30 protein-coding genes are annotated in these 23713 nt (G+C 58.3%); 29 read left to right on the top strand and 1 reads right to left on the bottom strand.

Annotated features, from left to right (window positions below):
- The first annotated feature begins 12 nt into the window (after positions 1 to 12).
- The 23 genes from rpsC (at position 13) to bfr (ending at position 12529) form a co-directional block, all read left to right on the top strand.
- Entirely contained in the window at positions 13 to 699 is a 687-nt protein-coding gene (gene rpsC, locus KHO53_RS07720) for a 30S ribosomal protein S3 (RefSeq protein ID WP_010220308.1), read from the top strand.
- A gap of 12 nt (positions 700 to 711) precedes the next feature.
- Entirely contained in the window at positions 712 to 1125 is a 414-nt protein-coding gene (gene rplP / locus KHO53_RS07715; protein WP_003255479.1) for a 50S ribosomal protein L16, read from the top strand.
- The gene (gene rpmC / locus KHO53_RS07710; protein ID WP_002555481.1) at positions 1125 to 1316 is read left to right on the top strand and encodes a 50S ribosomal protein L29; all 192 of its coding nucleotides are present in this window, start codon (positions 1125 to 1127) and stop codon (positions 1314 to 1316) included. Before rplP ends, rpmC begins: the two co-directional genes overlap by 1 nt.
- Positions 1317 to 1318: 2 nt before the next feature.
- Positions 1319 to 1585, top strand: coding sequence for a 30S ribosomal protein S17 (gene rpsQ, locus KHO53_RS07705; protein ID WP_008374160.1), 267 nt, complete (start codon positions 1319 to 1321; stop codon positions 1583 to 1585).
- Positions 1586 to 1608: 23 nt separating this feature from the next.
- Entirely contained in the window at positions 1609 to 1977 is a 369-nt protein-coding gene (gene rplN / locus KHO53_RS07700) for a 50S ribosomal protein L14 (RefSeq protein WP_002555479.1), read from the top strand.
- 11 nt (positions 1978 to 1988) lie between these two features.
- Positions 1989 to 2303, top strand: coding sequence for a 50S ribosomal protein L24 (gene rplX / locus KHO53_RS07695; protein WP_009397501.1), 315 nt, complete (start codon positions 1989 to 1991; stop codon positions 2301 to 2303).
- A gap of 20 nt (positions 2304 to 2323) precedes the next feature.
- Positions 2324 to 2863 carry a 50S ribosomal protein L5 gene (gene rplE / locus KHO53_RS07690; protein ID WP_010220311.1) on the top strand — a complete coding sequence of 180 codons (540 nt, stop codon included), beginning with the start codon at positions 2324 to 2326 and terminating at the stop codon, positions 2861 to 2863.
- A 13-nt stretch (positions 2864 to 2876) separates the two neighbouring features.
- The gene (gene rpsN, locus KHO53_RS07685; RefSeq protein WP_010220312.1) at positions 2877 to 3182 is read left to right on the top strand and encodes a 30S ribosomal protein S14; all 306 of its coding nucleotides are present in this window, start codon (positions 2877 to 2879) and stop codon (positions 3180 to 3182) included.
- Positions 3183 to 3391: 209 nt separating this feature from the next.
- On the top strand, positions 3392 to 3784 hold the full coding sequence (rpsH, locus tag KHO53_RS07680) for a 30S ribosomal protein S8 (protein WP_010220313.1): 393 nt from the start codon (positions 3392 to 3394) through the stop codon (positions 3782 to 3784).
- Positions 3785 to 3796: 12 nt separating this feature from the next.
- Complete coding sequence (gene rplF, locus KHO53_RS07675; RefSeq protein ID WP_010220314.1) at positions 3797 to 4330, top strand: 50S ribosomal protein L6; 534 nt, start codon at positions 3797 to 3799, stop codon at positions 4328 to 4330.
- 10 nt (positions 4331 to 4340) lie between these two features.
- Positions 4341 to 4691 (top strand): 50S ribosomal protein L18, encoded by a 351-nt coding sequence (rplR, locus tag KHO53_RS07670; RefSeq protein ID WP_213570160.1) that lies wholly within the window; start codon positions 4341 to 4343, stop codon positions 4689 to 4691.
- Between the two features lie 3 nt (positions 4692 to 4694).
- Positions 4695 to 5195, top strand: a complete 501-nt coding sequence (gene rpsE / locus KHO53_RS07665; RefSeq protein ID WP_010220316.1) for a 30S ribosomal protein S5 — start codon at positions 4695 to 4697, stop codon at positions 5193 to 5195.
- Between the two features lie 2 nt (positions 5196 to 5197).
- Entirely contained in the window at positions 5198 to 5374 is a 177-nt protein-coding gene (rpmD, locus tag KHO53_RS07660; RefSeq protein ID WP_010220317.1) for a 50S ribosomal protein L30, read from the top strand.
- Positions 5375 to 5377: 3 nt separating this feature from the next.
- Entirely contained in the window at positions 5378 to 5812 is a 435-nt protein-coding gene (gene rplO / locus KHO53_RS07655) for a 50S ribosomal protein L15 (RefSeq protein ID WP_010220318.1), read from the top strand.
- Positions 5813 to 7144 (top strand): preprotein translocase subunit SecY, encoded by a 1332-nt coding sequence (secY, locus tag KHO53_RS07650; RefSeq protein WP_010220319.1) that lies wholly within the window; start codon positions 5813 to 5815, stop codon positions 7142 to 7144. It abuts the gene before it with no gap.
- Positions 7145 to 7172: 28 nt separating this feature from the next.
- Positions 7173 to 7289: a 50S ribosomal protein L36 gene (gene rpmJ, locus KHO53_RS07645; RefSeq protein ID WP_002555468.1), complete on the top strand. Its 117-nt coding sequence runs from the start codon at positions 7173 to 7175 to the stop codon at positions 7287 to 7289.
- 131 nt (positions 7290 to 7420) lie between these two features.
- Positions 7421 to 7777, top strand: coding sequence for a 30S ribosomal protein S13 (gene rpsM, locus KHO53_RS07640; protein WP_010220320.1), 357 nt, complete (start codon positions 7421 to 7423; stop codon positions 7775 to 7777).
- Positions 7778 to 7807: 30 nt separating this feature from the next.
- Entirely contained in the window at positions 7808 to 8197 is a 390-nt protein-coding gene (gene rpsK, locus KHO53_RS07635; protein WP_002555466.1) for a 30S ribosomal protein S11, read from the top strand.
- A 15-nt stretch (positions 8198 to 8212) separates the two neighbouring features.
- On the top strand, positions 8213 to 8833 hold the full coding sequence (gene rpsD, locus KHO53_RS07630; protein ID WP_010220321.1) for a 30S ribosomal protein S4: 621 nt from the start codon (positions 8213 to 8215) through the stop codon (positions 8831 to 8833).
- Between the two features lie 22 nt (positions 8834 to 8855).
- Entirely contained in the window at positions 8856 to 9857 is a 1002-nt protein-coding gene (locus tag KHO53_RS07625; RefSeq protein ID WP_003186012.1) for a DNA-directed RNA polymerase subunit alpha, read from the top strand.
- Positions 9858 to 9900: 43 nt separating this feature from the next.
- Positions 9901 to 10287 carry a 50S ribosomal protein L17 gene (gene rplQ / locus KHO53_RS07620; RefSeq protein WP_002555463.1) on the top strand — a complete coding sequence of 129 codons (387 nt, stop codon included), beginning with the start codon at positions 9901 to 9903 and terminating at the stop codon, positions 10285 to 10287.
- A 173-nt stretch (positions 10288 to 10460) separates the two neighbouring features.
- The gene (locus KHO53_RS07615) at positions 10461 to 11909 is read left to right on the top strand and encodes a catalase (RefSeq protein WP_213570159.1); all 1449 of its coding nucleotides are present in this window, start codon (positions 10461 to 10463) and stop codon (positions 11907 to 11909) included.
- A gap of 155 nt (positions 11910 to 12064) precedes the next feature.
- Positions 12065 to 12529 (top strand): bacterioferritin, encoded by a 465-nt coding sequence (gene bfr / locus KHO53_RS07610; RefSeq protein ID WP_010220323.1) that lies wholly within the window; start codon positions 12065 to 12067, stop codon positions 12527 to 12529.
- Between the two features lie 60 nt (positions 12530 to 12589).
- Here bfr and uvrA read toward each other — a convergent pair whose 3' ends face one another.
- Positions 12590 to 15424: an excinuclease ABC subunit UvrA gene (uvrA, locus tag KHO53_RS07605; protein WP_010220324.1), complete on the bottom strand. Its 2835-nt coding sequence runs from the start codon at positions 15422 to 15424 to the stop codon at positions 12590 to 12592.
- 129 nt (positions 15425 to 15553) lie between these two features.
- Between uvrA and KHO53_RS07600 the strand changes: the two genes are divergently transcribed.
- From KHO53_RS07600 to KHO53_RS07575, 6 genes are all read left to right on the top strand, one after another.
- Positions 15554 to 16948: an MFS transporter gene (locus KHO53_RS07600; protein WP_010220325.1), complete on the top strand. Its 1395-nt coding sequence runs from the start codon at positions 15554 to 15556 to the stop codon at positions 16946 to 16948.
- A gap of 9 nt (positions 16949 to 16957) precedes the next feature.
- Positions 16958 to 17470 carry a single-stranded DNA-binding protein gene (locus KHO53_RS07595; RefSeq protein ID WP_010220326.1) on the top strand — a complete coding sequence of 171 codons (513 nt, stop codon included), beginning with the start codon at positions 16958 to 16960 and terminating at the stop codon, positions 17468 to 17470.
- Between the two features lie 269 nt (positions 17471 to 17739).
- The gene (locus tag KHO53_RS07590; RefSeq protein ID WP_026001144.1) at positions 17740 to 19530 is read left to right on the top strand and encodes a type I secretion system permease/ATPase; all 1791 of its coding nucleotides are present in this window, start codon (positions 17740 to 17742) and stop codon (positions 19528 to 19530) included.
- On the top strand, positions 19511 to 20824 hold the full coding sequence (locus KHO53_RS07585; RefSeq protein ID WP_010220328.1) for an HlyD family type I secretion periplasmic adaptor subunit: 1314 nt from the start codon (positions 19511 to 19513) through the stop codon (positions 20822 to 20824). The genes KHO53_RS07590 and KHO53_RS07585 overlap by 20 nt, the downstream gene beginning before the upstream one ends.
- Complete coding sequence (locus KHO53_RS07580; protein ID WP_249684281.1) at positions 20821 to 22215, top strand: TolC family outer membrane protein; 1395 nt, start codon at positions 20821 to 20823, stop codon at positions 22213 to 22215. Before KHO53_RS07585 ends, KHO53_RS07580 begins: the two co-directional genes overlap by 4 nt.
- Positions 22216 to 22838: 623 nt before the next feature.
- Positions 22839 to 23555 carry a response regulator transcription factor gene (locus KHO53_RS07575; RefSeq protein WP_026001146.1) on the top strand — a complete coding sequence of 239 codons (717 nt, stop codon included), beginning with the start codon at positions 22839 to 22841 and terminating at the stop codon, positions 23553 to 23555.
- The last annotated feature ends 158 nt before the right edge of the window (positions 23556 to 23713 follow it).

Here is a 23713-nt window from a genome sequence, read left to right as displayed (position 1 = left end):
GGAGTCGATCAGATGGGTCAGAAAGTACATCCCACTGGCATTCGCCTGGGAATCGTCAAGGAGCACACCTCCGTCTGGTACGCAGACGGTCGGACTTATGCGGACTATTTGCTCGCAGATCTGAATGTGCGTGAGTACCTCCAAGACAAACTAAAAAGCGCGTCCGTTAGCCGTATCGATATCCATCGTCCGGCCCAAACTGCACGCATCACCATCCACACCGCTCGTCCAGGTATCGTTATCGGGAAGAAAGGTGAAGATGTTGAGAAACTGCGTCAGGACCTGACCAAGCAAATGGGTGTGCCTGTGCACATCAACATCGAAGAGATCCGCAAGCCGGAACTCGACGGTATGCTGGTAGCTCAGAGCGTAGCTCAGCAGCTGGAGCGTCGTGTGATGTTCCGTCGCGCCATGAAGCGCGCCGTACAGAACGCCATGCGCATTGGTGCCAAAGGCATCAAGATCCAAGTGAGCGGTCGTCTCGGCGGTGCTGAAATCGCACGTACTGAATGGTATCGCGAAGGTCGTGTGCCACTGCACACCCTGCGTGCCGATATCGACTATGCCACCTACGAAGCTCACACCACTTACGGTGTGATCGGTGTGAAGGTTTGGATTTTCAAAGGCGAAGTAATTGGTGGTCGCCAAGAAGAACTGAAACCACAAGCACCAGCGCCTCGTAAAAAAGCTGCTAAGTAAGGGGTACGCCAAATGTTGCAACCAAAGCGTACAAAATTCCGCAAGCAGATGACTGGCCACAACCGTGGTCTGGCACTGCGCGGTAGCAAAGTCAGCTTCGGCGAATTTGCTCTGAAAGCTGTTGCTCGCGGTCGTCTCACCGCCCGCCAGATTGAGTCGGCACGTCGTGCTCTGACCCGTCACGTAAAACGTGGCGGTAAAATCTGGATCCGTGTGTTCCCGGACAAGCCGATCTCCAAGAAGCCTCTCGAAGTGCGGATGGGTAAAGGTAAAGGTTCCGTGGAATACTGGGTTGCCCAGATCCAGCCAGGCAAAGTCCTGTACGAGATCGAGGGTGTTTCTGAAGAGCTGGCGCGTGAGGCTTTCGCCCTGGCGGCTGCAAAGCTGCCTCTCGCCACCTCCTTTGTTAAGCGGACGGTGATGTGATGAAAGCGAATGAACTTCGTGAAAAATCAGCACAGCAGCTGAACGAGCAACTGCTCGGCTTGCTGCGCGACCAGTTCAATCTGCGTATGCAGAAAGCAACTGGCCAGTTGGGGCAGTCGCACCTGCTCTCGCAAGTTAAGCGTGACATCGCTCGCGTGAAAACTGTGCTCAACCAGCAGGCAGGTAAGTGATCATGGCTGAAGCTGAAAAAACCGTCCGTACGCTGACTGGCCGTGTCGTCAGCGACAAGATGGACAAAACCATCACCGTACTGATCGAGCGTCGCGTAAAGCACCCGATCTACGGTAAATACGTTAAGCGTTCGACTAAGCTGCACGCGCACGACGAAACCAACCAGTGCCATATCGGCGACAAGGTCTCCATCCGCGAGACCCGTCCGCTGGCCAAGACCAAGTCCTGGGCACTGGTTGAAGTTCTCGAACGCGCTGTTGAAGTCTAAGGGCTAAGGGTCGGAGAAATTTTATGATTCAGACTCAATCCATGCTCGATGTGGCCGATAACAGCGGCGCTCGTCGCGTCATGTGCATCAAGGTTCTCGGCGGTTCGCACCGCCGTTACGCCGGCATCGGTGACATCATCAAGGTAACCGTCAAGGAAGCAATTCCTCGCGGTAAAGTGAAGAAAGGCCAAGTGATGACTGCTGTTGTAGTCCGCACTCGCCACGGTGTCCGTCGTGCTGACGGCTCCATCATCCGCTTTGATGGCAATGCTGCTGTTCTGCTGAACAACAAGCAAGAGCCGATCGGCACCCGTATCTTTGGGCCAGTGACCCGTGAACTTCGTACTGAGAAGTTCATGAAGATCGTCTCGCTCGCCCCAGAAGTGCTGTAAGGAGATCCGACATGCAAAAGATTCGTCGTGACGACGAGATCATCGTGATCGCCGGCAAAGACAAAGGTAAGCGCGGTAAGGTGCTCAAGGTTCTCGCTGACGACCGTCTGGTCGTTGGTGGGATCAACCTGGTGAAGCGTCATACCAAGCCTAACCCGATGTCGGGCGTACAGGGCGGTATCGTCGAGAAAGAAGCGCCACTGCACGCTTCCAACGTCGCCATTTTCAACGGCGAAACCAACAAGGCTGACCGCGTTGGTTTCAAAGTAGAAGACGGCAAAAAAATTCGTGTCTTCAAGTCGACCCAAAAAGCGGTTGATGCTTGAACACTGCTAGGTAGAAGACCATGGCACGACTGAAAGAGATTTACCGGAACGAGATTGCTCCCAAGCTTAAGGAAGAACTTAAGCTGGCGAACGTGATGGAAGTTCCGCGCGTTACCAAGATCACCCTGAACATGGGTCTGGGCGAAGCTGTCGGCGACAAAAAAGTCATCGAGCACGCTGTTGCTGACCTGGAGAAGATCACCGGTCAGAAAGCCGTTGTGACTTTCGCTCGGAAATCCATCGCGGGCTTCAAAGTCCGTGAGGGCTGGCCGATCGGCGTTAAAGTTACTCTGCGCCGTGATCGTATGTACGAATTCCTGGACCGCCTGCTGGCGATCTCCCTGCCTCGGGTTCGCGACTTCCGCGGCCTGAATGCCAAGTCCTTCGATGGTCGTGGTAACTACAGCATGGGCGTGAAAGAGCAGATCATCTTCCCGGAAATCGACTACGACAAGATCGATGCTCTGCGCGGTCTGGACATTACCCTGACCACCACTGCCAAGAACGATGACGAAGGCCGCGCTCTGATGCGTGCTTTCAAATTCCCGTTCCGCAACTGATTGGAGTAGGAAAATGGCCAAGAAGAGCATGAAAAACCGTGAGCTGAAGCGTCAGCTCACTGTTGCCAAGTACGCCAAGAAGCGTGCCGAGCTGAAAGCGACCATCGTTAACCTGGAAGCAACTCCAGAAGAGCGTTTTGCCGCTGTCGTAGCTCTGCAGAAGCAACCACGTGACGCCAGCGCCTCGCGCCTGCGTAACCGTTGCCGCATCACCGGTCGTCCACACGGCGTTTACCGCAAGTTCGGCCTCGGCCGTAACAAGCTGCGTGAAGCAGCAATGCGCGGTGACGTTCCAGGTCTGGTTAAAGCCAGCTGGTAAGACGTACCGGCAGCGTCCAGGTGGCGGGGGAGCAATCTTCCGACCACCGGTGACCTTGCAACGAAACAAGCCCCTTCTGGGGCTTGTTTCGTTTCTGGGAACTGTCTAGAATGACCGGCTCTCCTGAGCCCGGGTTTTTATGTCCGGCGATTTCAGGGGTCTGTAGTAGCCGAGAGGCTAATTTTTCTTGTATCAGGAGCGTCTAGCCCATGAGTATGCAGGACCCGTTAGCGGACATGCTAACTCGCATCCGTAATGCCCAGATGGCTGAAAAGTCCGTCGTAAGCATGCCTTCGTCGACTCTGAAGGTTGCGGTAGCCAAAGTTCTGAAAGATGAAGGTTACATCGCTGGCTATCAAGTCAGCAGCGAAGTAAAACCATCGCTTTCCATCGAGCTGAAATACTTCGAAGGCCGTCCGGTCATCGAGGAAGTCAAGCGCGTAAGTCGTCCAGGCCTGCGTCAGTACAAGTCCGTCGAAGAACTGCCGAAAGTACGTGGCGGTCTGGGCGTGTCTATCGTCTCCACCAACAAAGGTGTGATGACTGATCGTGCTGCGCGCGCTGCCGGTGTCGGCGGCGAAGTTCTCTGCACAGTGTTCTAAGGGGGGATAAGCATGTCTCGCGTCGCTAAGAACCCCGTTAAGCTGCCAGCCGGTGTCGAAGTCAAATTCGTCGGCCAACAGCTTTCGGTGAAGGGTGCCAAGGGCACTCTCGAACTGAACGTTCACTCGTCGGTTGAAATTGTTGAAGAAGCTGGTGAGCTGCGTTTCGCTGCTCGCAATGGCGATCAACAAACTCGCGCTATGGCCGGTACTACCCGCGCCCTGGTGAACAACATGGTCCAGGGCGTAAGCCAAGGCTTCGAGCGCAAGCTCCAGCTGGTCGGTGTTGGTTACAAAGCACAAGCCAAAGGCACCGTGCTGAACCTGGCACTCGGCTTCTCGCATCCAGTGGATTACGAACTGCCGGCCGGTATCACCGCAGAGACCCCAAGCCAGACCGATATCCTGATCAAGGGTATCGACAAGCAGCTGGTAGGTCAGGTGGCCGCTGAAATCCGCGACTTCCGTCCGCCAGAGCCGTACAAAGGCAAGGGTGTGCGTTACGCGGACGAAGTCGTCCGTCGTAAAGAAGCCAAGAAGAAGTAGGGCCTAGCAAATGACCGACAAAAAAGTTACTCGACTGCGTCGCGCTCGCAAAGCACGCCTGAAAATGCACGAACTCGAAGTCGTGCGTCTCTGCGTGTTCCGCTCCTCGCAGCACATCTACGCCCAGGTCATTTCGGCCGACGGCGGCAAGGTTCTGGCCAGTGCCTCGACCTTGGACAAAGAACTGCGTGATGGTGCCACCGGCAACATCGACGCGGCCACTAAGGTTGGCAAGCTGGTAGCTGAGCGCGCGAAAGCCGCCGGTGTATCTCAAGTTGCCTTTGACCGTTCCGGCTTCAAGTACCATGGCCGCGTCAAAGCGCTGGCTGATGCTGCTCGTGAAGGCGGGCTGGAGTTCTAAGTTATGGCAAATAACGATCAAAAGCGCGACGAAGGCTACATCGAGAAGCTGGTTCAAGTTAACCGCGTTGCTAAAACCGTCAAAGGCGGCCGTATCTTCACTTTCACCGCGTTGACCGTGGTAGGTGATGGTAAAGGTCGTGTTGGCTTCGGCCGTGGCAAGTCGCGCGAAGTACCTGCTGCGATCCAGAAAGCCATGGAAGCTGCTCGTCGCAACATGATTCAGGTAGACCTGAACGGCACTACTCTGCAGTACGCCACCAAGTCCGCCCATGGCGCGTCGAAGGTGTACATGCAGCCTGCCTCGGAAGGTACCGGTATCATCGCCGGTGGCGCAATGCGTGCCGTCCTGGAAGTTGCTGGCGTTCAGAACGTCCTGGCCAAGTGCTACGGCTCGACCAACCCAGTGAACGTGGTTCATGCCACTTTCAAGGGTCTGAAAGCTATGCAATCTCCTGAGTCCATTGCTGCCAAGCGCGGCAAGAGCGTTGAGGAGATCCGCTGATCATGGCTACCGTTAAAGTAACGCTGATCAAAAGCACCGCCGGCCGTCTCCCTAACCACAAACTGTGTGTTAAGGGTCTGGGTCTGCGCCGCATCGGTCACACTGTAGAAGTCCTGGATACTCCCGAGAATCGCGGGATGATCAACAAGGCTTACTACATGCTGCGCGTCGAGGGTTAATCGATGAAACTCAATGATCTGAGTCCAGCGCCGGGTTCCCGTCGCGAGAAGCATCGTCCGGGCCGTGGTATCGGTAGCGGTTTGGGTAAGACTGGTGGCCGTGGCCACAAAGGTCAAACCTCCCGTTCCGGTGGCACCATTGCTCCAGGCTTTGAAGGCGGTCAACAGCCGCTGCACCGTCGTCTGCCGAAGTTCGGCTTCGTTTCCCTGAAAGCCATGGACCGCGCAGAAGTGCGTCTGTCCGAGCTGGCCAAAGTGGAAGGCGACGTTGTCACCGTGCAATCCCTGAAGGATGCCAACGTGATTAACCAAAACGTACAGCGTGTGAAAATCATGCTGTCCGGCGAAGTTACTCGCGCGGTCACCATCAAGGGTATCGCAGCCACCAAAGGTGCGCGTGCGGCTATCGAAGCAGCTGGCGGCAAGTTCGAGGAATAAATGGCTAAGCAAGGTGCTCTCTCTTCGCTCGGCAAAGGCGGGATGTCTGAACTCTGGGCTCGTCTGCGTTTTCTGTTCCTGGCGATCATCGTCTACCGGATAGGCGCACACATCCCAGTTCCAGGTATCAACCCGGACCGGCTGGCGGAACTGTTTCGACAGAATGAGGGGACCATTCTTAGCTTGTTCAACATGTTTTCCGGCGGCGCGCTGGAACGGATGAGCATCTTTGCACTGGGGATCATGCCGTACATTTCGGCATCGATCATCATGCAGCTGATGACCGCCGTCAGCCCGCAGCTGGAGCAGTTGAAGAAGGAAGGTGAAGCTGGCCGTCGCAAGATCAGCCAGTACACCCGCTACGGCACCGTTATCCTGGCGCTGGTCCAGGCCATTGGCATGTCCATTGGCCTGGCCGGTCAGGGCGTGGCGTTTTCTGCTGACTTTGGCTTCCATTTCGTTGCGGTGTCCACGTTCGTGGCCGGCGCGATGTTCATGATGTGGCTGGGCGAGCAGATCACCGAGCGCGGTGTAGGCAACGGTATCTCGATGTTGATTTTCGCAGGTATCGTCGCCGGTCTTCCGAGAGCAATCGGGCAGTCTTTCGAGTCTGCACGCACAGGCGATATCAACATTTTCGCCCTGGTCGCAATCGGTTTGCTGGCAGTAGCGATTATCGGTTTCGTGGTGTTCATTGAGCGTGGTCAGCGTCGTATCGCCGTTCACTACGCCAAGCGTCAGCAGGGCCGCAAGGTCTTCGCTGCGCAGACCAGCCACTTGCCGTTGAAAGTGAACATGGCGGGTGTAATCCCTGCCATTTTCGCGAGCAGCATCTTGCTGTTCCCGGCTTCGCTGGGTGCCTGGTTCGGTCAGTCCGAAGGTATGGGCTGGTTGCAGGACATCTCGCAGTCGATCGCTCCTGGTCAGCCGTTGAATATTCTGCTGTTTAGTGCAGGGATTATTTTCTTCTGCTTCTTCTATACGGCGTTGATGTTCAATCCGAAAGACGTAGCGGAAAACCTGAAGAAGTCCGGTGCCTTTATTCCGGGTATCCGTCCGGGCGAGCAGTCGGCGCGCTACATTGATGGCGTTCTGACCCGCTTGACCATGTTCGGTGCTCTTTATATGACGGCCGTGTGTCTGCTTCCCCAGTTCCTGGTGGTCGCGGCAAACGTTCCGTTCTACCTTGGCGGGACCTCGTTGCTGATTGTGGTAGTGGTTGTGATGGACTTCATGTCCCAAGTACAATCGCACCTCGTTTCGCACCAGTACGAATCCCTGATGAAGAAAGCCAACCTGAAAGGCTACGGTGGCAGCGGTCTGCTGCGCTGATTGACCCTTAAGGTTCGAGGAGTTGGTGATGAAAGTTCGTGCATCGGTGAAAAAGCTGTGCCGTAACTGCAAAATTATTCGCCGCGAAGGTGTCGTTCGAGTAATTTGCAGTGCGGAACCACGTCACAAGCAGCGCCAAGGCTGAGTGTGATCTGAGCTTCAAACCCAGCAGCTAGTGCGCTGCTGGGTTGATTATTTGTTTCTACAGCGATATTATCTCGCGCCCTATTTCTTGGCTTCCGGGGCGTAGGTAGCTGTCAATTGGAGTCCCACTGAATGGCCCGTATTGCAGGCGTCAACATTCCAGATAACAAGCACACTGTTATCTCGCTGACCTACATCTATGGTGTTGGTCGCACTACTGCACAGAAAATCTGTGCAGAGACTGGGGTCAACCCAGCCGCTAAGATCAAGGATCTGAGCGACGAGCAGGTTGAATCGCTGCGTACTGAAGTCGCGAAGTACATCACCGAAGGTGATCTGCGCCGTGACATCAACATGAAAATCAAGCGGTTGATGGACCTGGGTTGCTACCGCGGCCTGCGTCATCGTCGGGGTCTGCCAGTACGCGGTCAGCGTACCAAGACCAACGCGCGTACCCGTAAGGGCCCGCGTAAGCCGATCCGCAAGTAATCGCACCAGCGAATCGACAGGAATTTAGAAATGGCAAAACCTGCTGCTCGTCCTCGTAAAAAAGTCAAAAAGACAGTGGTTGATGGCATCGCCCACATCCATGCGTCTTTTAACAACACCATCGTGACCATCACCGATCGTCAAGGTAACGCTCTGTCTTGGGCTACCTCCGGCGGTTCGGGTTTCCGCGGTTCCCGCAAGTCCACCCCGTTCGCTGCTCAGGTAGCTGCTGAACGTGCTGGTCAAGCTGCGCTGGAATATGGTCTGAAGAACCTCGACGTCAACGTCAAGGGTCCAGGTCCAGGTCGTGAGTCCGCTGTTCGTGCTCTGAACGGCTGTGGCTATAAGATCGCCAGCATCACCGACGTGACGCCAATCCCGCATAACGGGTGCCGTCCGCCGAAGAAGCGCCGCGTGTAATCAGGAGACAGATAAATGGCACGTTACATTGGTCCAAAATGCAAACTGTCTCGTCGTGAAGGCACTGATCTGTTCCTGAAGAGCGGCGTTCGCGCTCTGGAATCGAAGTGCAACATCGAAGCAGCCCCAGGTATCCACGGTCAGCGCCGCGGTCGTCAGTCCGACTACGGCACCCAGCTGCGTGAGAAACAAAAAGTTCGTCGTATCTACGGCGTTCTCGAGCGTCAATTCAGCGGTTACTACAAGCAAGCGGCCTCCAAGAAGGGCGCTACTGGTGAGAACCTGCTGCAACTGCTCGAGTGCCGTCTGGATAACGTCGTTTATCGTATGGGCTTTGGCGCTACTCGTGCCGAATCCCGTCAGCTGGTTTCGCACAAAGCGATCAGCGTAAACGGCAAGACTGTAAACGTTCCGTCCTACCAAGTTCGTCCGGGTGACGTGGTCGCGGTTCGCGAGAAGTCGCTGAACCAGCTGCGCATTGTTCAAGCCCTTGAACTGTGCGCCCAGCGTGGCCGCGTTGAGTGGGTAGATGTGGATGCTGCTAAGAAGTCGGGCGTTTTCAAGAACGTTCCTGCTCGCAGCGACCTGTCCGCCGACATCAACGAAAGCCTGATTGTCGAGCTCTACTCCAAGTAAGGGCTAGAAAATAGGTGCATCCATGCAGATTTCGGTAAATGAGTTCCTGACGCCCCGCCACATCGATGTGCAGGTCGTCAGTCCAACCCGCGCTAAAATCACGCTCGAGCCTCTCGAGCGTGGCTTTGGCCATACCCTGGGCAACGCGCTGCGCCGCATCCTGTTGTCCTCCATGCCTGGCTGTGCAGTAGTCGAGGCCGAGATTGACGGTGTACTCCATGAGTACTCGGCAATCGAAGGTGTACAGGAAGACGTCATTGAAATCCTGTTGAACCTGAAAGGCCTGGCTATCAAACTGCACGGTCGTGACGAAGTTACGCTGACCTTGTCGAAGAAGGGTTCGGGGGTGGTTACCGCTGCCGATATTCAGCTGGATCATGATGTCGAGATCGTTAACCCCGATCACGTAATCGCTAACCTGGCGTCCAACGGCGCCTTGAACATGAAGCTCACCGTAGCTCGTGGTCGTGGTTATGAGCCGGCCGATTCGCGTCAGAGCGATGAAGACGAAAGCCGCAGCATTGGTCGCTTGCAGCTCGACTCTTCGTTCAGCCCGGTTCGCCGTATCGCCTACGTGGTGGAAAACGCCCGTGTCGAGCAGCGTACCAACCTGGACAAGCTGGTAATTGATCTGGAAACCAACGGTACCCTGGATCCTGAAGAGGCCATCCGTCGTGCTGCAACCATCCTGCAACAGCAGCTGGCTGCGTTCGTCGACCTCAAAGGTGACAGTGAACCAGTGGTAGTCGAACAGGAAGACGAGATCGATCCGATCCTGCTTCGTCCGGTTGACGATCTGGAATTGACCGTACGTTCGGCCAACTGCCTTAAGGCGGAGAACATTTACTACATCGGCGACCTGATTCAGCGTACCGAAGTAGAACTGTTGAAGACTCCGAACCTGGGCAAGAAATCCTTGACTGAAATCAAGGACGTTCTGGCCTCCCGTGGTCTGTCCCTCGGCATGCGCCTCGACAACTGGCCGCCTGCAAGTCTTAAGAAGGACGACAAGGCGACTGCCTGATCGTCGTAATCACCGAACGTAGTGTTTGGTAAGGAATGAACCCATGCGTCATCGTAAAAGTGGACGTCACCTGAGCCGTACCAGCTCTCACCGTAAGGCCATGTTCCAAAACATGGCGGTGTCGCTGTTCGAGCACGAGCTGATCAAAACTACTCTGCCAAAAGCCAAGGAACTGCGCCGCGTTGCCGAGCCGCTGATCACCCTGGCCAAGGAAGACAGCGTTGCTAACCGTCGTCTGGCTTTCGACCGTACCCGTTCGAAAGAAATCGTCGGTAAGCTGTTCAACGATCTGGGCAAGCGCTATGCCACCCGTCAGGGCGGCTACCTGCGTATCCTCAAGTGCGGCTTCCGCGCTGGCGATAACGCACCTATGGCGTACGTCGAGCTGGTTGATCGTCCTGTCGGTGGCTCGGTAGAAGCTGCTGAGTAAGGCGAACAGTCTGTAACAAGAAACCGGGCCGAGTGCCCGGTTTTTTGTGTCCATATGTATTGTAATAATCTATTGATGTGAGTCAGTTAATGAATTTGTTGCTGTCATAGTTGTGGTCAATACTCATCCCACGCCGATTAGCCGGCCGTTCAAGACCGATAGGGAGAGAGAGCATGAGCCAGAACAAAATACTGACCACCGCCAGCGGCGCGCCGGTGGCCGACAACCAGAATTCGCGTTCGGCAGGCCCGCGTGGCCCGTTGTTGCTGGACGACTTCCACCTGATCGAAAAGCTCGCGCACTTCAACCGCGAGAACATCCCTGAGCGCCGCGTACACGCCAAAGGCTCGGGTGCCTATGGCACCTTCACCGTCACCCGCGATATCACCCAGTACAGCTGCGCCAAGCTGTTCAGCAACGTCGGCAAGCAGACCGAGACCTTCTTGCGTTTCTCCACGGTCGGTGGCGAGCGTGGTTCGGCCGATACCGAGCGTGACCCACGTGGTTTCGCCCTGAAGTTCTACACCGAGGAAGGCAACTGGGACATCGTTGGCAACAACACTCCGGTGTTTTTCATCCGTGATCCGCTGAAGTTTCCCGACTTTATCCACACCCAGAAGCGCCTGCCGCAAAGCAACCTGAAGAGCGCGCAGATGATGTGGGACTTCTGGTCGCATTCGCCCGAAGCATTGCACCAGGTCACCATCCTGTTCTCCGACCGCGGGATTCCGGACGGCTACCGGCACATGCACGGTTTCGGCAGTCACACCTATAGCCTGATCAATGCCCAGGGCCAGCGTACCTGGGTCAAATGGCACTTCAAGACCAAGCAGGGCATCAAGAGCCTGGCACCTGCCGAGGCCGCGCGCCTGGCCGGCACCGACCCGGACTACGCCCAGCGCGACCTGTTCGAAGCCATTGAGCGCGGCGATTTCCCGAAATGGGCCGTGTGCATCCAGGTGATGAGCGAAGAAGAAGCGGCCAGCCGCGACGAGAACCCGTTTGACGTGACCAAGACCTGGTCGCAGAAGGACTACCCGCTGATCGAGATTGGCGAGCTGGAACTCAACCGCAACCCACTGAACTACTTTGCCGAAGTCGAGCAGGCCGCGTTCGGCCCGAGCAACATGGTGCCGGGTGTTGGCCTGTCGCCAGACCGCATGCTCCAGGGGCGCGTTTTCGCCTACGCAGATGCGCATCGCTACCGTGTCGGTACCAACCACCAGCAACTGCCGGTCAACGCCCCGCGCAGCCCGGTGAACAGCTACCAGCGTGATGGTTCGATGGCGTTTGGCAGCAACGGCGGTGCGGCACCGAACTACGAGCCGAACAGCTACGCCAATGCGCCGAAGCAGGCGCCTCAGTACGCTGAGCCGCCACTGGCCCTGAACGGTGTCGCCGATCGTTACGATCACCGCGAAGACACCGACTACTACAGTCACGCCGGCGCGTTGTTCCGCCTGATGAATCCCGAGCAGAAGGCCCTGCTGATCAGCAATATCGCCGGCGCCATGGCCGGGGTGTCTGAAGACGTGGTTCAGCGTCAGTTGCAACACTTCTTCAAGGCCGATCCGGCCTATGGCGAAGGGATTGCCAAGGCGTTGGGCCTGAATCTCGCCTAAGTCGAAGTGATAAGAAGAACCGCCCTCATTTGGGCGGTTTTTCAATGAATATCACTACCGTTTACCCGCTTTTTTGCACTTTTATGCCCGATTCTCAGTGACCTTCCGGTCATCCTGGTTCAAACTATACCTTTCACACAGGGAGAGGCAGGGCGATGCAAGGTCACCCGGACGTAATCGATTATCTCAACACGTTGCTGACGGGCGAACTGGCGGCACGTGACCAATATTTCATCCACTCGCGGATGTACGAAGATTGGGGCCTGAGCAAGCTCTACGAGCGCATCAACCACGAAATGGAAGAAGAAGCGCAACACGCCGACGCCCTGATCCGTCGTATCCTCATGCTGGAAGGCACCCCGCGCATGCGTCCTGACGACCTGGACGTCGGCAGCACTGTGCCGGACATGATCGCCGCCGACCTGCGCCTGGAATACAAGGTGCGCGCTGCGCTGTGCAAAGGCATCGAACTGTGCGAACTGCACAAGGACTACATCAGCCGCGACATCCTGCGCGTGCAGCTTGCCGATACCGAAGAAGATCACACCTACTGGCTGGAAAAGCAGCAGGGCCTGATCAAGTCGATCGGCCTGGAAAACTACCTGCAATCGCAGATGTAATTTTCCCGAACAAAAAAAGCCCCGCCAGTGCGGGGCTTTTTCTTTTGCAGCGCGCCTACATCAGGCGCGGTCACGTTCCAGCAGCGGCTTGAGGTAGTAGCCGGTGTACGACTGCTTCATCTCGGCCACGTCTTCCGGCGTACCAAAGCCGATGATCTGCCCGCCCTTGGAGCCACCCTCGGGGCCAAGGTCGACGATCCAGTCGGCGGTCTTGATCACGTCCAGGTTGTGCTCGATCACCACCACAGTGTTGCCATGATCGCGCAGACGGTGCAGTACATCGAGCAACTGCTGGATGTCGGCGAAGTGCAGGCCGGTGGTCGGCTCGTCGAGGATGTACAGGGTCTTGCCGGTATCGCGCTTGGACAGCTCGCGTGACAGCTTGACCCGCTGCGCCTCGCCACCGGACAGGGTGGTCGCCGACTGCCCGAGCTTGATATACGACAGGCCGACATCCATCAGCGTCTGCAGCTTGCGCGCCAGCGCCGGTACCGCGTCGAAGAACTCGCGCGCTTCCTCGATGGTCATTTCCAGGACCTCGTGGATGTTCTTGCCCTTGTACTTGATTTCCAGGGTTTCGCGGTTGTAGCGCTTGCTTTTGCACACATCGCAAGGCACGTAGATATCCGGCAGGAAGTGCATTTCGACCTTGATCAGGCCATCACCCTGGCACGCCTCGCAGCGCCCGCCCTTGACGTTGAACGAGAAGCGCCCCGGGCCGTAACCACGCGAGCGCGATTCCGGTACGCCTGAGAACAGTTCGCGGATCGGCGTGAACAAACCGGTGTAGGTCGCCGGGTTCGAGCGCGGGGTACGGCCGATCGGGCTCTGGTCGATGTCGACCACCTTGTCCAGGTGCTGCAGGCCGTCGCAGCTGTCGTGCGGCGCCGCTTCCAGGGTGCTGGCACCGTTGAGCGCGGTGGCGCTGAGCGGGAACAGGGTGTTGTTGATCAACGTCGACTTGCCCGAACCGGACACGCCAGTCACGCAAGTCAGCAGGCCGATCGGAATTTCCAGGTCGACGTTCTGCAGGTTGTTGCCGCGCGCGCCTTTGAGCTTGAGCGAGAGCTTCTTGTTACGCGCAGTACGCTTGGCCGGTACGGCAATCTTGACCCGCCCCGACAGGTATTTGCCGGTCAGCGAATCAGGATGGGCCATCACCTCGGCGGGGGTACCTTCGGCGACGATCTGGCCGCCATGCACGCCAGCACCCGGGCCGATGTCCACCACGTAGTCGGCCAGTCGAATGGCGTCCTCGTCGTGCTCGACCACGATCACCGTGTTGCCGATGTCGCGCAGGTGATTGAGGGTGCCGAGCAGCCGGTCGTTGTCACGCTGGTGCAGGCCGATGGATGGCTCGTCGAGGATGTACATCACCCCCACCAACCCGGCGCCGATCTGGCTGGCCAGGCGGATACGCTGGGCTTCACCGCCCGAGAGGGTGTCGGCGCTGCGGTCGAGGGTCAGGTAGTCGAGGCCGACGTTGACCAGGAACTGCAGGCGCTCGCAGATTTCCTTGAGAATCTTGTCGGCAATTTCGCCACGTCGGCCGGTCAGCTTCAGGCCGCCGAAATAGCCGCTGGCATCGCCGATCGGCAGGCAGGTGACGGCCGGCAGCGTCTTCTCGCCGACCCACACGTGCCGTGCTTCACGACGCAGACGGGTGCCGCGGCAATCCGGGCAGGGTTGAGTGCTGAGGAACTTGGCCAGCTCCTCACGCACGGTTGCCGATTCGGTCTCGCGGTAGCGGCGCTCCAGGTTCGGTACGATGCCTTCGAACGGGTGCGAGCGCTTGACGATGTCGCCTCGGTCATTGAGGTACTTGAAGTCGACGTTCTGTTTACCGCTGCCGTGGAGGATGACCTTCTGCTGCTCCGCCGGCAGTTCACCGAAGGGGATTTCGAGGCTGAAGTCATAATGCGCGGCCAGCGAGCCGAGCATCTGGAAGTAATAGACGTTGCGCCGGTCCCAGCCGCGAATCGCGCCTTCGGCCAGGGTCAGCTCGCCATTGACCAGGCGCTTGGTGTCAAAGAACTGCTTGACCCCCAGGCCGTCGCAGGTCGGGCAGGCACCGGCCGGGTTGTTGAAGGAGAACAGCTTGGGCTCCAGCTCGCTGATCGCATGGCCGCAGATCGGGCAGGCGAAGCGGGCGGAGAAGATCATCTCTTCGAACGGCTCGTCATCCATTGATGCGACCAAGGCAATGCCGTCGGCCAGCTTCAGCGCGGTTTCGAAGGATTCGGCCAGGCGCTGCTGCAGGTCCTCGCGAACCTTGAAACGGTCGACCACCACTTCGATGGTGTGCTTTTTCTGCTTGTCCAGCTTCGGCAGCTCATCGAGTTCGAACAGCTTGCCGTTGACCCGTGCACGGACAAAGCCCTGGGCACGCAGTTCTTCGAAGACCGCCAGGTGTTCACCCTTGCGTTCGCGAATCACCGGCGCCAGCAGCATCAGTTTGCTGCCTTCGGGTTGGGCCAGCACCAGGTCGACCATCTGGCTGACGGTCTGCGCTTCCAGCGGGATGTCGTGGTCCGGGCAGCGCGGGGTGCCGACGCGGGCGTAGAGCAGGCGCAGGTAGTCGTAGATCTCGGTGATGGTGCCGACGGTCGAACGCGGGTTGTGCGAGGTCGACTTCTGCTCGATGGAAATTGCCGGTGACAACCCTTCGATGGTGTCGACATCGGGTTTTTCCATCATCGACAGGAACTGCCGGGCATAGGCCGACAGGGATTCGACGTAGCGGCGCTGGCCTTCGGCGTACAGGGTATCGAAGGCCAGGGACGACTTGCCGGAACCGGACAGGCCGGTGATGACGATCAACTTGTCCCGGGGCAGGGTCAGGTCGATGTTCTTCAGGTTGTGGGTTCGTGCCCCACGAATCAGGATCTTGTCCACTGCGGCCTCGCTCGGCGGGCATAAACGGTTGAGTATACGGCTCCATGCCATTACGCGGCAAAGCGTCGCGTATATGCCGTTAAGCGATGGGGCTGGTAGAATCGCCGCCGGTTCACACGAGGTTTATCCATGCACGATCCCCACAGCGAACGCATGAGTGGCAGCGAGACCCGCGCCGCAGGCGGCCTGGCCCTGGTGTTCGCCTTCCGTATGCTGGGCATGTTCATGGTCCTGCCAGTACTGGCGACCTATGGCATGGACCTGGCCGGGGCCACCCCGGCACTGATCGGCCTGGCTATTGGTGCCTACGGCCTGACCCAGGCTTTCCTGCAGATTCCGTTCGGGGTGATCTCCGATCGCATCGGTCGGCGCCCGGTGATCTACCTGGGCCTGGTGATCTTTGCCCTGGGCAGCGTGCTGGCAGCCCAGGCCGACTCGATCTGGGGGGTGATCGCCGGACGTATCCTGCAAGGCGCCGGGGCGATTTCTGCCGCGGTCATGGCCTTGCTCTCTGACTTGACCCGCGAACAGCACCGGACCAAGGCCATGGCCATGATTGGCATGAGCATCGGCCTGTCGTTCGCCGTGGCCATGGTCGTCGGCCCGCTGCTGACCCGCGCCTTCGGTCTGTCGGGGCTGTTCCTGGCCACTGCGGCCATGGCCCTGGTCGGTATCGGCCTGATTGCCTTCGTGGTGCCGGCGTCACACGGTGCGTTGCAGCATCGTGAGTCGGGGGTGGCCAAGCAGGCCCTGGGGCCGACCTTGCGTCACCCGGACCTGCTGCGCCTGGATGTAGGCATCTTCGTCCTGCACGCGATCCTGATGGCCAGCTTCGTCGCCTTGCCCCTGGCCTTTGTCGAACGTGGCGGGCTACCGAAGGAAGAGCACTGGTGGGTGTACCTGACCGCCTTGCTGATTTCATTCTTTGCAATGATCCCGTTCATCATCTACGGCGAAAAAAAGCGCAAGATGAAACGTGTCCTGCTGGGCGCGGTCAGTGTGTTGATGCTCACCGAGCTGTTCTTCTGGCTGTCAGCAGACAACTTGCGCGAACTGGTGATCGGCACCGTGATATTCTTTACTGCCTTCAACCTGCTGGAGGCATCCTTGCCTTCACTGGTAAGCAAGGTGTCGCCCGCCGGCGGCAAGGGGACGGCCATGGGGGTTTATTCCACCAGCCAGTTCCTTGGTGCCGCGCTGGGAGGAATTCTCGGTGGCTGGTTGTTCCAGCACGGTGGCCTGAGCACGGTGTTCCTTGGCTGCGCAGCGTTGTGTGCCCTGTGGTGGGTCGTGGCGCTGAGCATGCGTGAACCGCCGTACGTGACCAGCCTGCGCATGCCGTTATCGGCCGAGGCGGTACGGGAAGCGGGGCTGACCGAGCGGCTGATGGCCGTACCGGGTGTGACCGACGCAGTGGTGGTGGCCGATGAAGCCGCCATCTATATCAAACTTGATACACAAATTTTGGATCGCACGACCCTGGAACGCCTGGTAAACCCGGCTTCCTCCGCGTGCGAAGCCTAGGAGAACGTTATGGCCCGTGGGGTTAACAAAGTCATTCTGGTCGGTACCTGCGGCCAGGATCCCGAAGTCCGCTACCTGCCCAACGGTAACGCCGTGACCAACCTGAGCCTGGCGACCAGCGAGCAGTGGACCGACAAGCAGACCGGCCAGAAGGTCGAGCGTACCGAATGGCACCGCGTTTCGATGTTCGGCAAGGTTGCCGAGATCGCCGGTGAATACCTGCGCAAAGGCTCGCAGGTCTACATCGAGGGCAAGCTGCAGACCCGTGAGTGGGAAAAGGACGGCATCAAGCGTTACACCACCGAAATCATCGTCGACATGCAGGGCACCATGCAGCTGCTCGGCGGCCGTCCACAGAACCAGGACGGCGCCCCGCAAGGCGGCAACAACTACAACCAGGCGCCACGCCAGCAGGCTCCGCGTCCACAGCAGTCCGCGCCACAACAGCGCCCGGCACCTCAGCAGGCCGCACCGCAGCCGGCTCCGGACTTCGACAGCTTCGATGACGACATTCCGTTCTAAGTCGCGCTGGGTGACCAGAGACAATCGGTAAAATGTCTAGCCAAAGCCCCCGTTTAACGGGGGCTTTGGCGTTTTAGGGGGATAGTTTCAGTTGACCCAATTCTGCTAGCGCCATTCGGTGCTCGGCCATCAACAGCATGGCGGCCTGCTTGAAGCTTGGTTCTTCCCGTTCCAGGCGACTTGCCTGAGGCGATCTGGCCAATTGCTCAACGCAGTCGTTCGGCATGATCTAAGCTCCACAAAGGATGGCGTTTCGAGCAGGGGTTTCAATGCGAAGCACACCTGAAAACAGTCTGAAGCACGCGTTGAAAATCTGTAGAGACAGCTTTGTTTCTGTTGGCTTCTTCAGCTTTTTCATTAACGCGTTAATGCTCGTCCCTACCTTCTATATGCTTCAGGTGTATGGGCGAGTGATGTCGAGCGGAAGCCTGACGACCCTGGCAATGCTAACCCTGATCATGACCGGGCTGCTGATCACGCTTGCCTCCCTGGAATGGATCCGTTCGCGGATCATGGTTCGGGTCAGTACCCGGCTGGATGTGTTGTTGAGTCGCCAGGTCTATAAGGCCAGTTTCAAACGGGCTCTGGAAAGTGGCGGCATGGATGCCTCGGCGCAGTCGCTCAACGACTTGACGGGCTTGAGGCAGTTTCTCTCCGGTAACGGGTTGTTCGCCTTTTTCGACGCGCCCTGGCTGCCGATCTATATCGCGGTGATGTTCGCGTTTCACCCCTGGTTTGGCTGGGTAGCGACCGGCAGTGCTCTGTTGTTGTTATTGCTCGCATTTATCAATGAGAAGCTGACCGGGCCGGTACTGGCCCAGGCCAACAAGGAGCATATCGGCGCGACGCTCTACACCACGAAGAACCTGCGCAACGCCGAAGTCATCGAGTCCATGGGCATGCTTGAAACCCTGATGGATCGCTGGGGGCGCCGGCAAAGGAACGTGCTGCTGCTGCAGTCCCTGGCGAGTGATAGAGCAGCGATTGTCAGTACGATTTCCCGGTCTTTCCGGCTTCTGGTGCAATCATTGGTGCTGGGGCTGGGGGCCTACCTGGCGGTGGATCATCAGGTGGGCGCAGGTATGGTGTTTGCCGGGGCCGTACTGCTGGGGCGGGCACTGGCCCCCATCGATCTGATCATCGGTAGCTGGAAGGGCTTTATTGCCGCTCGCTCGCAGTACAGTCGTCTGAACGAGATCCTCGACAAACAACAAGCGCAAGCCGAGCGTCTGTCTTTACCTGCGCCCCAGGGGCACGTGCAGGTCGAGAATCTGATAGTCGCGGCACCTGGCTCGAAAACGCCGATCATCAAGAACATCAGCTTCAGCGTACCTGCCGGTTGCGTGGTGGGAATCATCGGTCCAAGTGCCTCGGGCAAGTCGACCCTGGCCAGAGCTCTGATGGGGGTGTGGGCGCCGCAGCATGGGGTGGTCCGGCTGGATGGCGCGGACATCAGCACCTGGGACAAGCATGAGCTTGGCCCGCATATCGGTTACTTGCCCCAGGATATTGAACTGTTCGAAGGCAGCGTTGGCGAGAACATTGCCCGTTTTGCCGAGGTCGATTCGGCGAAAGTCATTCAAGCTGCCAGGACGGCGGGCGTTCACGAGATGATTTTGCTGCTGCCCGATGGCTACGACACCATCATCGGCAGCGAGGGCGTCATGCTCTCGGGAGGGCAGCGCCAGCGCATCGGACTGGCTCGCGCCCTGTATGGCAACCCGCGACTGATTATTCTCGACGAGCCCAATTCCAACCTTGACGAAGTCGGTGATCGGGCCCTGGCCGCAGCCATCCAGCAGCTCAAGCAGACCGGCGCGACGCTGTTTGTAATTACTCACCGAACCAACATCGTCTCGCAACTTGACCGGCTCATGGTGATGAGAGCTGGGGTTATCACGCTCTATGGGCCACGCGACCATGTGCTGGCCGAACTCAATGCGCAGCAACCGCAGGTACCAAAGCACGCCATGCCAGCACCAGTAGGCGCCAGCATGGCCCCGGTCGAGACTAGCAAGGGCAATGGCAATGAACCCTACGATGCCCAGCCGTCAAATTGAAAGCTTCGCTGACCTGCCCATAGCCGATCGTAAAATCCGCCGCCTGGGCCTTGGCATTGTAGGGGTGACTTTCGGCCTGTTCGGCACCTGGGCGGCGATCGCGCCCCTCGACGGCGCTGCTTACGCGCCGGGGGTGGTCACCGTGCAGGCTTATCGCAAAACGGTCCAGCACCTTGAGGGGGGCATTGTCAAAGAGGTGCTGGCCCATGACGGTGACATCGTCCAGCGTGATGACCCACTGATCATTCTCGATGATGCCCAGTTGCGCTTCGAGTACGAGATAGCCCGAAGCCAGCTGCTCGCGGCCAGAGCCATGGAGGCCAGGCTCATCGCCGAGCGCGACACGCTACCGGAGATCGGTTTTGGCAAGATCGCCGATCTCGCCAGCCTGCGGGGAGAGGAAGCGCGTCAGGGCGAGACTCAGGTGTTCAACGCTCGGCAGGGCTCGCGGCTGGGCCAGATAGCGGTGTTGCGCGAGCGTATTGGCCAGTTGAATCAACAGATCAAGGGACTGGAGTCGATGATCGGTGCCAAGGTTAGTCTGGAGAAATCCTACAGCAGTGAAATCAATGAATTGACCGACCTGCTGCAGCAGGGGTTCGTTGACAAACAACGTCTGCTCGAGCAGGAGCGCAAGCTGGGGATGCTCAGGTCGGAGGTGGCTGATCACCGTTCCACTATTAACAGGACGCGTCTGCAGATCAACGAAACGCAGCTGCAGATTCTGCAGGTCGACAAAGATTTCAGTGCCGACGTTGTCAAGCAGCTGGCCGAGGTCCAGACCCGGATATACGACCTGCAAGAGAAAACCTCGGCCCTGGAAGACCGGCTCAGCCATATCGTCATCCGCGCACCCGACGCGGGCATGGTGATTGGCATGACAGTGCACACCATTGGTGGTGTGGTGCGGCCGGCAACGCCGTTGCTGGACATCGTTCCATCGGTTTCCGAGCTGGTCATAGAGGCCCAGGTGGCACCGGTGGATATTGATCGCATCGCCATCGGCAAGCGTGCCGATATCCGTTTCGGTGCGTTCAAGAGTTCGACGACGCCGGTGATCGAAGGCGAGGTCAGCAGCGTATCGGCTGACCGGCTGACCAATGAAAAGACCGGGGCTGCCTATTACCTGGCGCGGGTCCGGGTAACCGAGGAGGGCGCGCGCACCCTGGGTGAGCGCAAGTTATTGCCGGGGATGCCGGCGGACGTGTTGATCATCACCGGACAACGCACGCTGTTGCAGTACTTGATGCAGCCGGCCCGCGATGTCATGTCTCAATCGATGATCGAGGAATGACCGTGGGCATGTCGTCAGTGCTTTTTGGGGGGGTGTTCATGCTTGCAGCGGGTGCCGCCCTGGGGCAAACCGCTGCACCAGCATCGACCGGGGTCAGTGCCTCTACGTTCTCTACCGACCTCATGCAGTTGTATCGCGAGGCGCGACTGGAGGACCCGCGGGTATTGGCCTCTTTTGCGCAAGCGCAGGCGGGCAAGGAGCATCAACGCGAGGCCATGGGGGCGCTGTTGCCGCAATTATCGCTCAATGCCGGGTCGAACCGAATTCACCAGGAAAACGACCTGATACAGCAGAGTTACGATAGCGAAAGCTACAGCCTGGTGCTGCGTCAGTACCTCTACAACAAGGCCGCCTGGGAGAACTACCAAAAATTCAAAAGCTTGGCCAGGCAGTCCGAGTCGCAAGCACTGGATGCCCAGGCCGAGGCCACTGTGGAATTGGCGCGGCGTTACTTCACCGCGTTGGCGGCCGAGGATGAGCTGGAGTTGGTGAGGGCGGAACGTCGAACCACGCAAAAGAGTCTGGACCGAGTCAATGCGTTGTACGAAAAGCAGCTGGCGTTGGTGACGGACCAGCTCGACCTCAAGGCTCGGGTGGATTTGCTCGCGGCGCAGGAACTGGATGCCCGCAACCAGGCCAGTATCAGTCGCGAGGCACTGGCGGAGATCGTCGGCCGGCCAGTCAAGGAGAAGCTCAACCGGATACGCGATGACGCGCAGCTACGGGTTTCGGCGCAGAGTATGGAGGACTGGGTCCGCGAGGGTATAGCGCAAAACCCGACGCTCAAGGCCAGCGAGAGTGGTGTCGAAGCCGCGGGTGCCGCGTTGCGCAGTGGCAAGGGCGGGCACTATCCGACCGTGAGCCTGAACCTGAGCGCACAAGAAACCAACGAGGGCTACAACAACTCCCAGACGCCGCGTACCGACAGCTATGTTGCTGGCATCGGCGTTCAGGTGCCGCTGTACAGCGGCGGCTCGACCTCGGCGCGGGTCCGTGGGCTCTACCAGGATCAGCTGACCGCCGAGCAGGAGCTGGAAGCGATCCGGCGCCAGGTGGTCAAGGAGATCACCAGCGCTTACCTGACTGCCAATTCGAACGGCGAAAAAATCCACGCAAATCGTCTGGCCCTGGCCTCGGCAAAGCTCTCCAGGGTGGCAGCAGAGAAAGCGTTGACCTACGGGATGGTCAATGCCGTCGATGTTCTGGCCAGTGTACGCAACGAGTTCCGCGCTCGGCGTGACCTGCTCAAGACGCAGTACGAATTCCTCAGTAATGTGTTCACCCTCAATCGCTGGGCGGGAAAACCGCCAGCCGAAAGTGTCGACAGTGTCAATGGCTGGTTGAGTCCCGGCAGCCCCGCCCAGGCAACGGACGTTGAATCCGAGTATTAGCCGAAAGCATGCCTGGTCATTGAAAGCGGATGATCGCCAACCGATTGCCATGATCTACAGCCCTAGCGCCGGAAAACGTCATGTTCATCAGCGGGCAGGTCATGGCTGCGACGACTAAATGCGCGCGCCTTTATCCATTCACCCCTGCGGGCTGTCAGGTCAGGTTCATGGAACTCGCAGAAACGGGAGGAGTCGAAAAATTGACGACCGCATTATTGGCGCATGTAATTACACACCATTCGTCTGTTAATTGACGATCTTGCTCGGTGTCAGACTGTGCTTACAGGCCGCCTGTAGCGAGCCTAAGACCTTGATTTCCGAGGGCTAGGGCCACTCCTTGAAAGCATCGATCGGGCCCCCCGCATGAGGCTTGAGTCTGCTGCGGGTGGGTGGCGGCGCGTTGGGCTGACCTAGACTCAGTTGAGGGGCTCTAGGGAGCACGGCATCGTGCGTAAGCTATTGATAGTTATTTCTATTTGTGTTGTCTCGATGACGCTTTCCGGCTTTGGGACGCGTCCGCAACCCTTGTCGATGCCACGGCTAGACGTGGCCCCAGGGCCGTTGGCCCTGCTAGGTCAACGGGTGCAGGTCATAGATCGTTTTTCATGGGAGGCAGGAACATCATGCCTAACCACAGAAAGTCGATACGTGTGATGCTGGTCGATTGTCGTCCCCTGGTTCTCATGGGGCTTCATGACTTGATCAATGCCAGGAAGCCGCGGATGGAAGTGAGCGGCGAGGCCACCACCTATACCAATGCGCTGGATCTTGCCGATCAGTTGCATCCCAATGTCATTCTTTTCAGTTTCTTTCTGGACGTGCTGAACCCGCTGGAGGTGGTCGCGGGACTCGCTCGCAACGCTGAAATGAAAGTGCTGGTGCTCAAGGGCCTGTACGAAGCCGTCCCCGTTGTCCAGGCGATAGAGGCGGGCGCACGCGGTATCGTGCTGGCGGAAGACCCGACGGAGTCGATCATCCAGGCCATCATCAAGGTTCACCATTACAACAGTGGGCTGGACAGAGCCTGGGTCGGTGGGCTTTCCGGCTATGCCGCGACCGTGCATACACCTTTGAAATATAACCTGGAGCGGGCGAAACAGGCGCGTCTGACGCTGCGCGAGAGGGAACTGATTCGCGCCATCGTGGGCGATCCGTCCGCCAAATACGTGAGTATTGCCGGGCGCCTGGGGATCAGTGAGCACACCGTGCACAACCACCTCAGCAACATCTATCAAAAGCTGAATCTGATCAATCGCATCGACTTGCTGATGTACGCGCTGAAGCACGGGCTCAACAACAACGAAGAACCGCCCGAATCCATCCGGGTGGAGCGGGATTGATTTTCACGTCGAAACAAGACTGCTTGAGCACGCTTTGGGGGCGCCTGGGCCATCACCGGGGCAGGGGCCCCAGGTTGAGGGTGCTGACGTTGTCGAAGTTTCAAAAAGTAATGCGAGGGGGGGTGCCACGCCACCCTCGCATCCTTTCACACGTGCGC

Source organism: Pseudomonas sp. RC2C2 (assembly GCF_018390435.1).
Lineage (GTDB): Bacteria > Pseudomonadota > Gammaproteobacteria > Pseudomonadales > Pseudomonadaceae > Aquipseudomonas > Aquipseudomonas donghuensis.
This window is presented reverse-complemented; position numbering and strand designations above follow the sequence as displayed.

What these genes read in the sequence shown, in the direction of transcription:
- rplO (WP_010220318.1), top strand. Translation starts at nt 5,378, where the DNA reads ATGAAACTCAATGATCTGAGTCCAGCGCCGGGTTCCCGTCGCGAGAAG.
- KHO53_RS07595 (WP_010220326.1), top strand. Translation starts at nt 16,958, where the DNA reads ATGGCCCGTGGGGTTAACAAAGTCATTCTGGTCGGTACCTGCGGCCAG.
- rpsN (WP_010220312.1), top strand. Translation starts at nt 2,877, where the DNA reads ATGGCCAAGAAGAGCATGAAAAACCGTGAGCTGAAGCGTCAGCTCACT.
- rpsH (WP_010220313.1), top strand. Translation starts at nt 3,392, where the DNA reads ATGAGTATGCAGGACCCGTTAGCGGACATGCTAACTCGCATCCGTAAT.
- rpsD (WP_010220321.1), top strand. Translation starts at nt 8,213, where the DNA reads ATGGCACGTTACATTGGTCCAAAATGCAAACTGTCTCGTCGTGAAGGC.
- rplN (WP_002555479.1), top strand. Translation starts at nt 1,609, where the DNA reads ATGATTCAGACTCAATCCATGCTCGATGTGGCCGATAACAGCGGCGCT.
- KHO53_RS07615 (WP_213570159.1), top strand. Translation starts at nt 10,461, where the DNA reads ATGAGCCAGAACAAAATACTGACCACCGCCAGCGGCGCGCCGGTGGCC.
- rpsM (WP_010220320.1), top strand. Translation starts at nt 7,421, where the DNA reads ATGGCCCGTATTGCAGGCGTCAACATTCCAGATAACAAGCACACTGTT.
- rpsE (WP_010220316.1), top strand. Translation starts at nt 4,695, where the DNA reads ATGGCAAATAACGATCAAAAGCGCGACGAAGGCTACATCGAGAAGCTG.
- KHO53_RS07600 (WP_010220325.1), top strand. Translation starts at nt 15,554, where the DNA reads ATGCACGATCCCCACAGCGAACGCATGAGTGGCAGCGAGACCCGCGCC.
- KHO53_RS07625 (WP_003186012.1), top strand. Translation starts at nt 8,856, where the DNA reads ATGCAGATTTCGGTAAATGAGTTCCTGACGCCCCGCCACATCGATGTG.
- rpmD (WP_010220317.1), top strand. Translation starts at nt 5,198, where the DNA reads ATGGCTACCGTTAAAGTAACGCTGATCAAAAGCACCGCCGGCCGTCTC.
- rplF (WP_010220314.1), top strand. Translation starts at nt 3,797, where the DNA reads ATGTCTCGCGTCGCTAAGAACCCCGTTAAGCTGCCAGCCGGTGTCGAA.
- secY (WP_010220319.1), top strand. Translation starts at nt 5,813, where the DNA reads ATGGCTAAGCAAGGTGCTCTCTCTTCGCTCGGCAAAGGCGGGATGTCT.
- rpsC (WP_010220308.1), top strand. Translation starts at nt 13, where the DNA reads ATGGGTCAGAAAGTACATCCCACTGGCATTCGCCTGGGAATCGTCAAG.
- rpsQ (WP_008374160.1), top strand. Translation starts at nt 1,319, where the DNA reads ATGGCTGAAGCTGAAAAAACCGTCCGTACGCTGACTGGCCGTGTCGTC.
- rplR (WP_213570160.1), top strand. Translation starts at nt 4,341, where the DNA reads ATGACCGACAAAAAAGTTACTCGACTGCGTCGCGCTCGCAAAGCACGC.
- KHO53_RS07585 (WP_010220328.1), top strand. Translation starts at nt 19,511, where the DNA reads ATGCCCAGCCGTCAAATTGAAAGCTTCGCTGACCTGCCCATAGCCGAT.
- rpmC (WP_002555481.1), top strand. Translation starts at nt 1,125, where the DNA reads ATGAAAGCGAATGAACTTCGTGAAAAATCAGCACAGCAGCTGAACGAG.
- rpsK (WP_002555466.1), top strand. Translation starts at nt 7,808, where the DNA reads ATGGCAAAACCTGCTGCTCGTCCTCGTAAAAAAGTCAAAAAGACAGTG.
- rplE (WP_010220311.1), top strand. Translation starts at nt 2,324, where the DNA reads ATGGCACGACTGAAAGAGATTTACCGGAACGAGATTGCTCCCAAGCTT.
- rpmJ (WP_002555468.1), top strand. Translation starts at nt 7,173, where the DNA reads ATGAAAGTTCGTGCATCGGTGAAAAAGCTGTGCCGTAACTGCAAAATT.
- KHO53_RS07575 (WP_026001146.1), top strand. Translation starts at nt 22,839, where the DNA reads ATGCCTAACCACAGAAAGTCGATACGTGTGATGCTGGTCGATTGTCGT.
- rplX (WP_009397501.1), top strand. Translation starts at nt 1,989, where the DNA reads ATGCAAAAGATTCGTCGTGACGACGAGATCATCGTGATCGCCGGCAAA.
- KHO53_RS07580 (WP_249684281.1), top strand. Translation starts at nt 20,821, where the DNA reads ATGACCGTGGGCATGTCGTCAGTGCTTTTTGGGGGGGTGTTCATGCTT.
- bfr (WP_010220323.1), top strand. Translation starts at nt 12,065, where the DNA reads ATGCAAGGTCACCCGGACGTAATCGATTATCTCAACACGTTGCTGACG.
- KHO53_RS07590 (WP_026001144.1), top strand. Translation starts at nt 17,740, where the DNA reads ATGCGAAGCACACCTGAAAACAGTCTGAAGCACGCGTTGAAAATCTGT.
- rplP (WP_003255479.1), top strand. Translation starts at nt 712, where the DNA reads ATGTTGCAACCAAAGCGTACAAAATTCCGCAAGCAGATGACTGGCCAC.
- rplQ (WP_002555463.1), top strand. Translation starts at nt 9,901, where the DNA reads ATGCGTCATCGTAAAAGTGGACGTCACCTGAGCCGTACCAGCTCTCAC.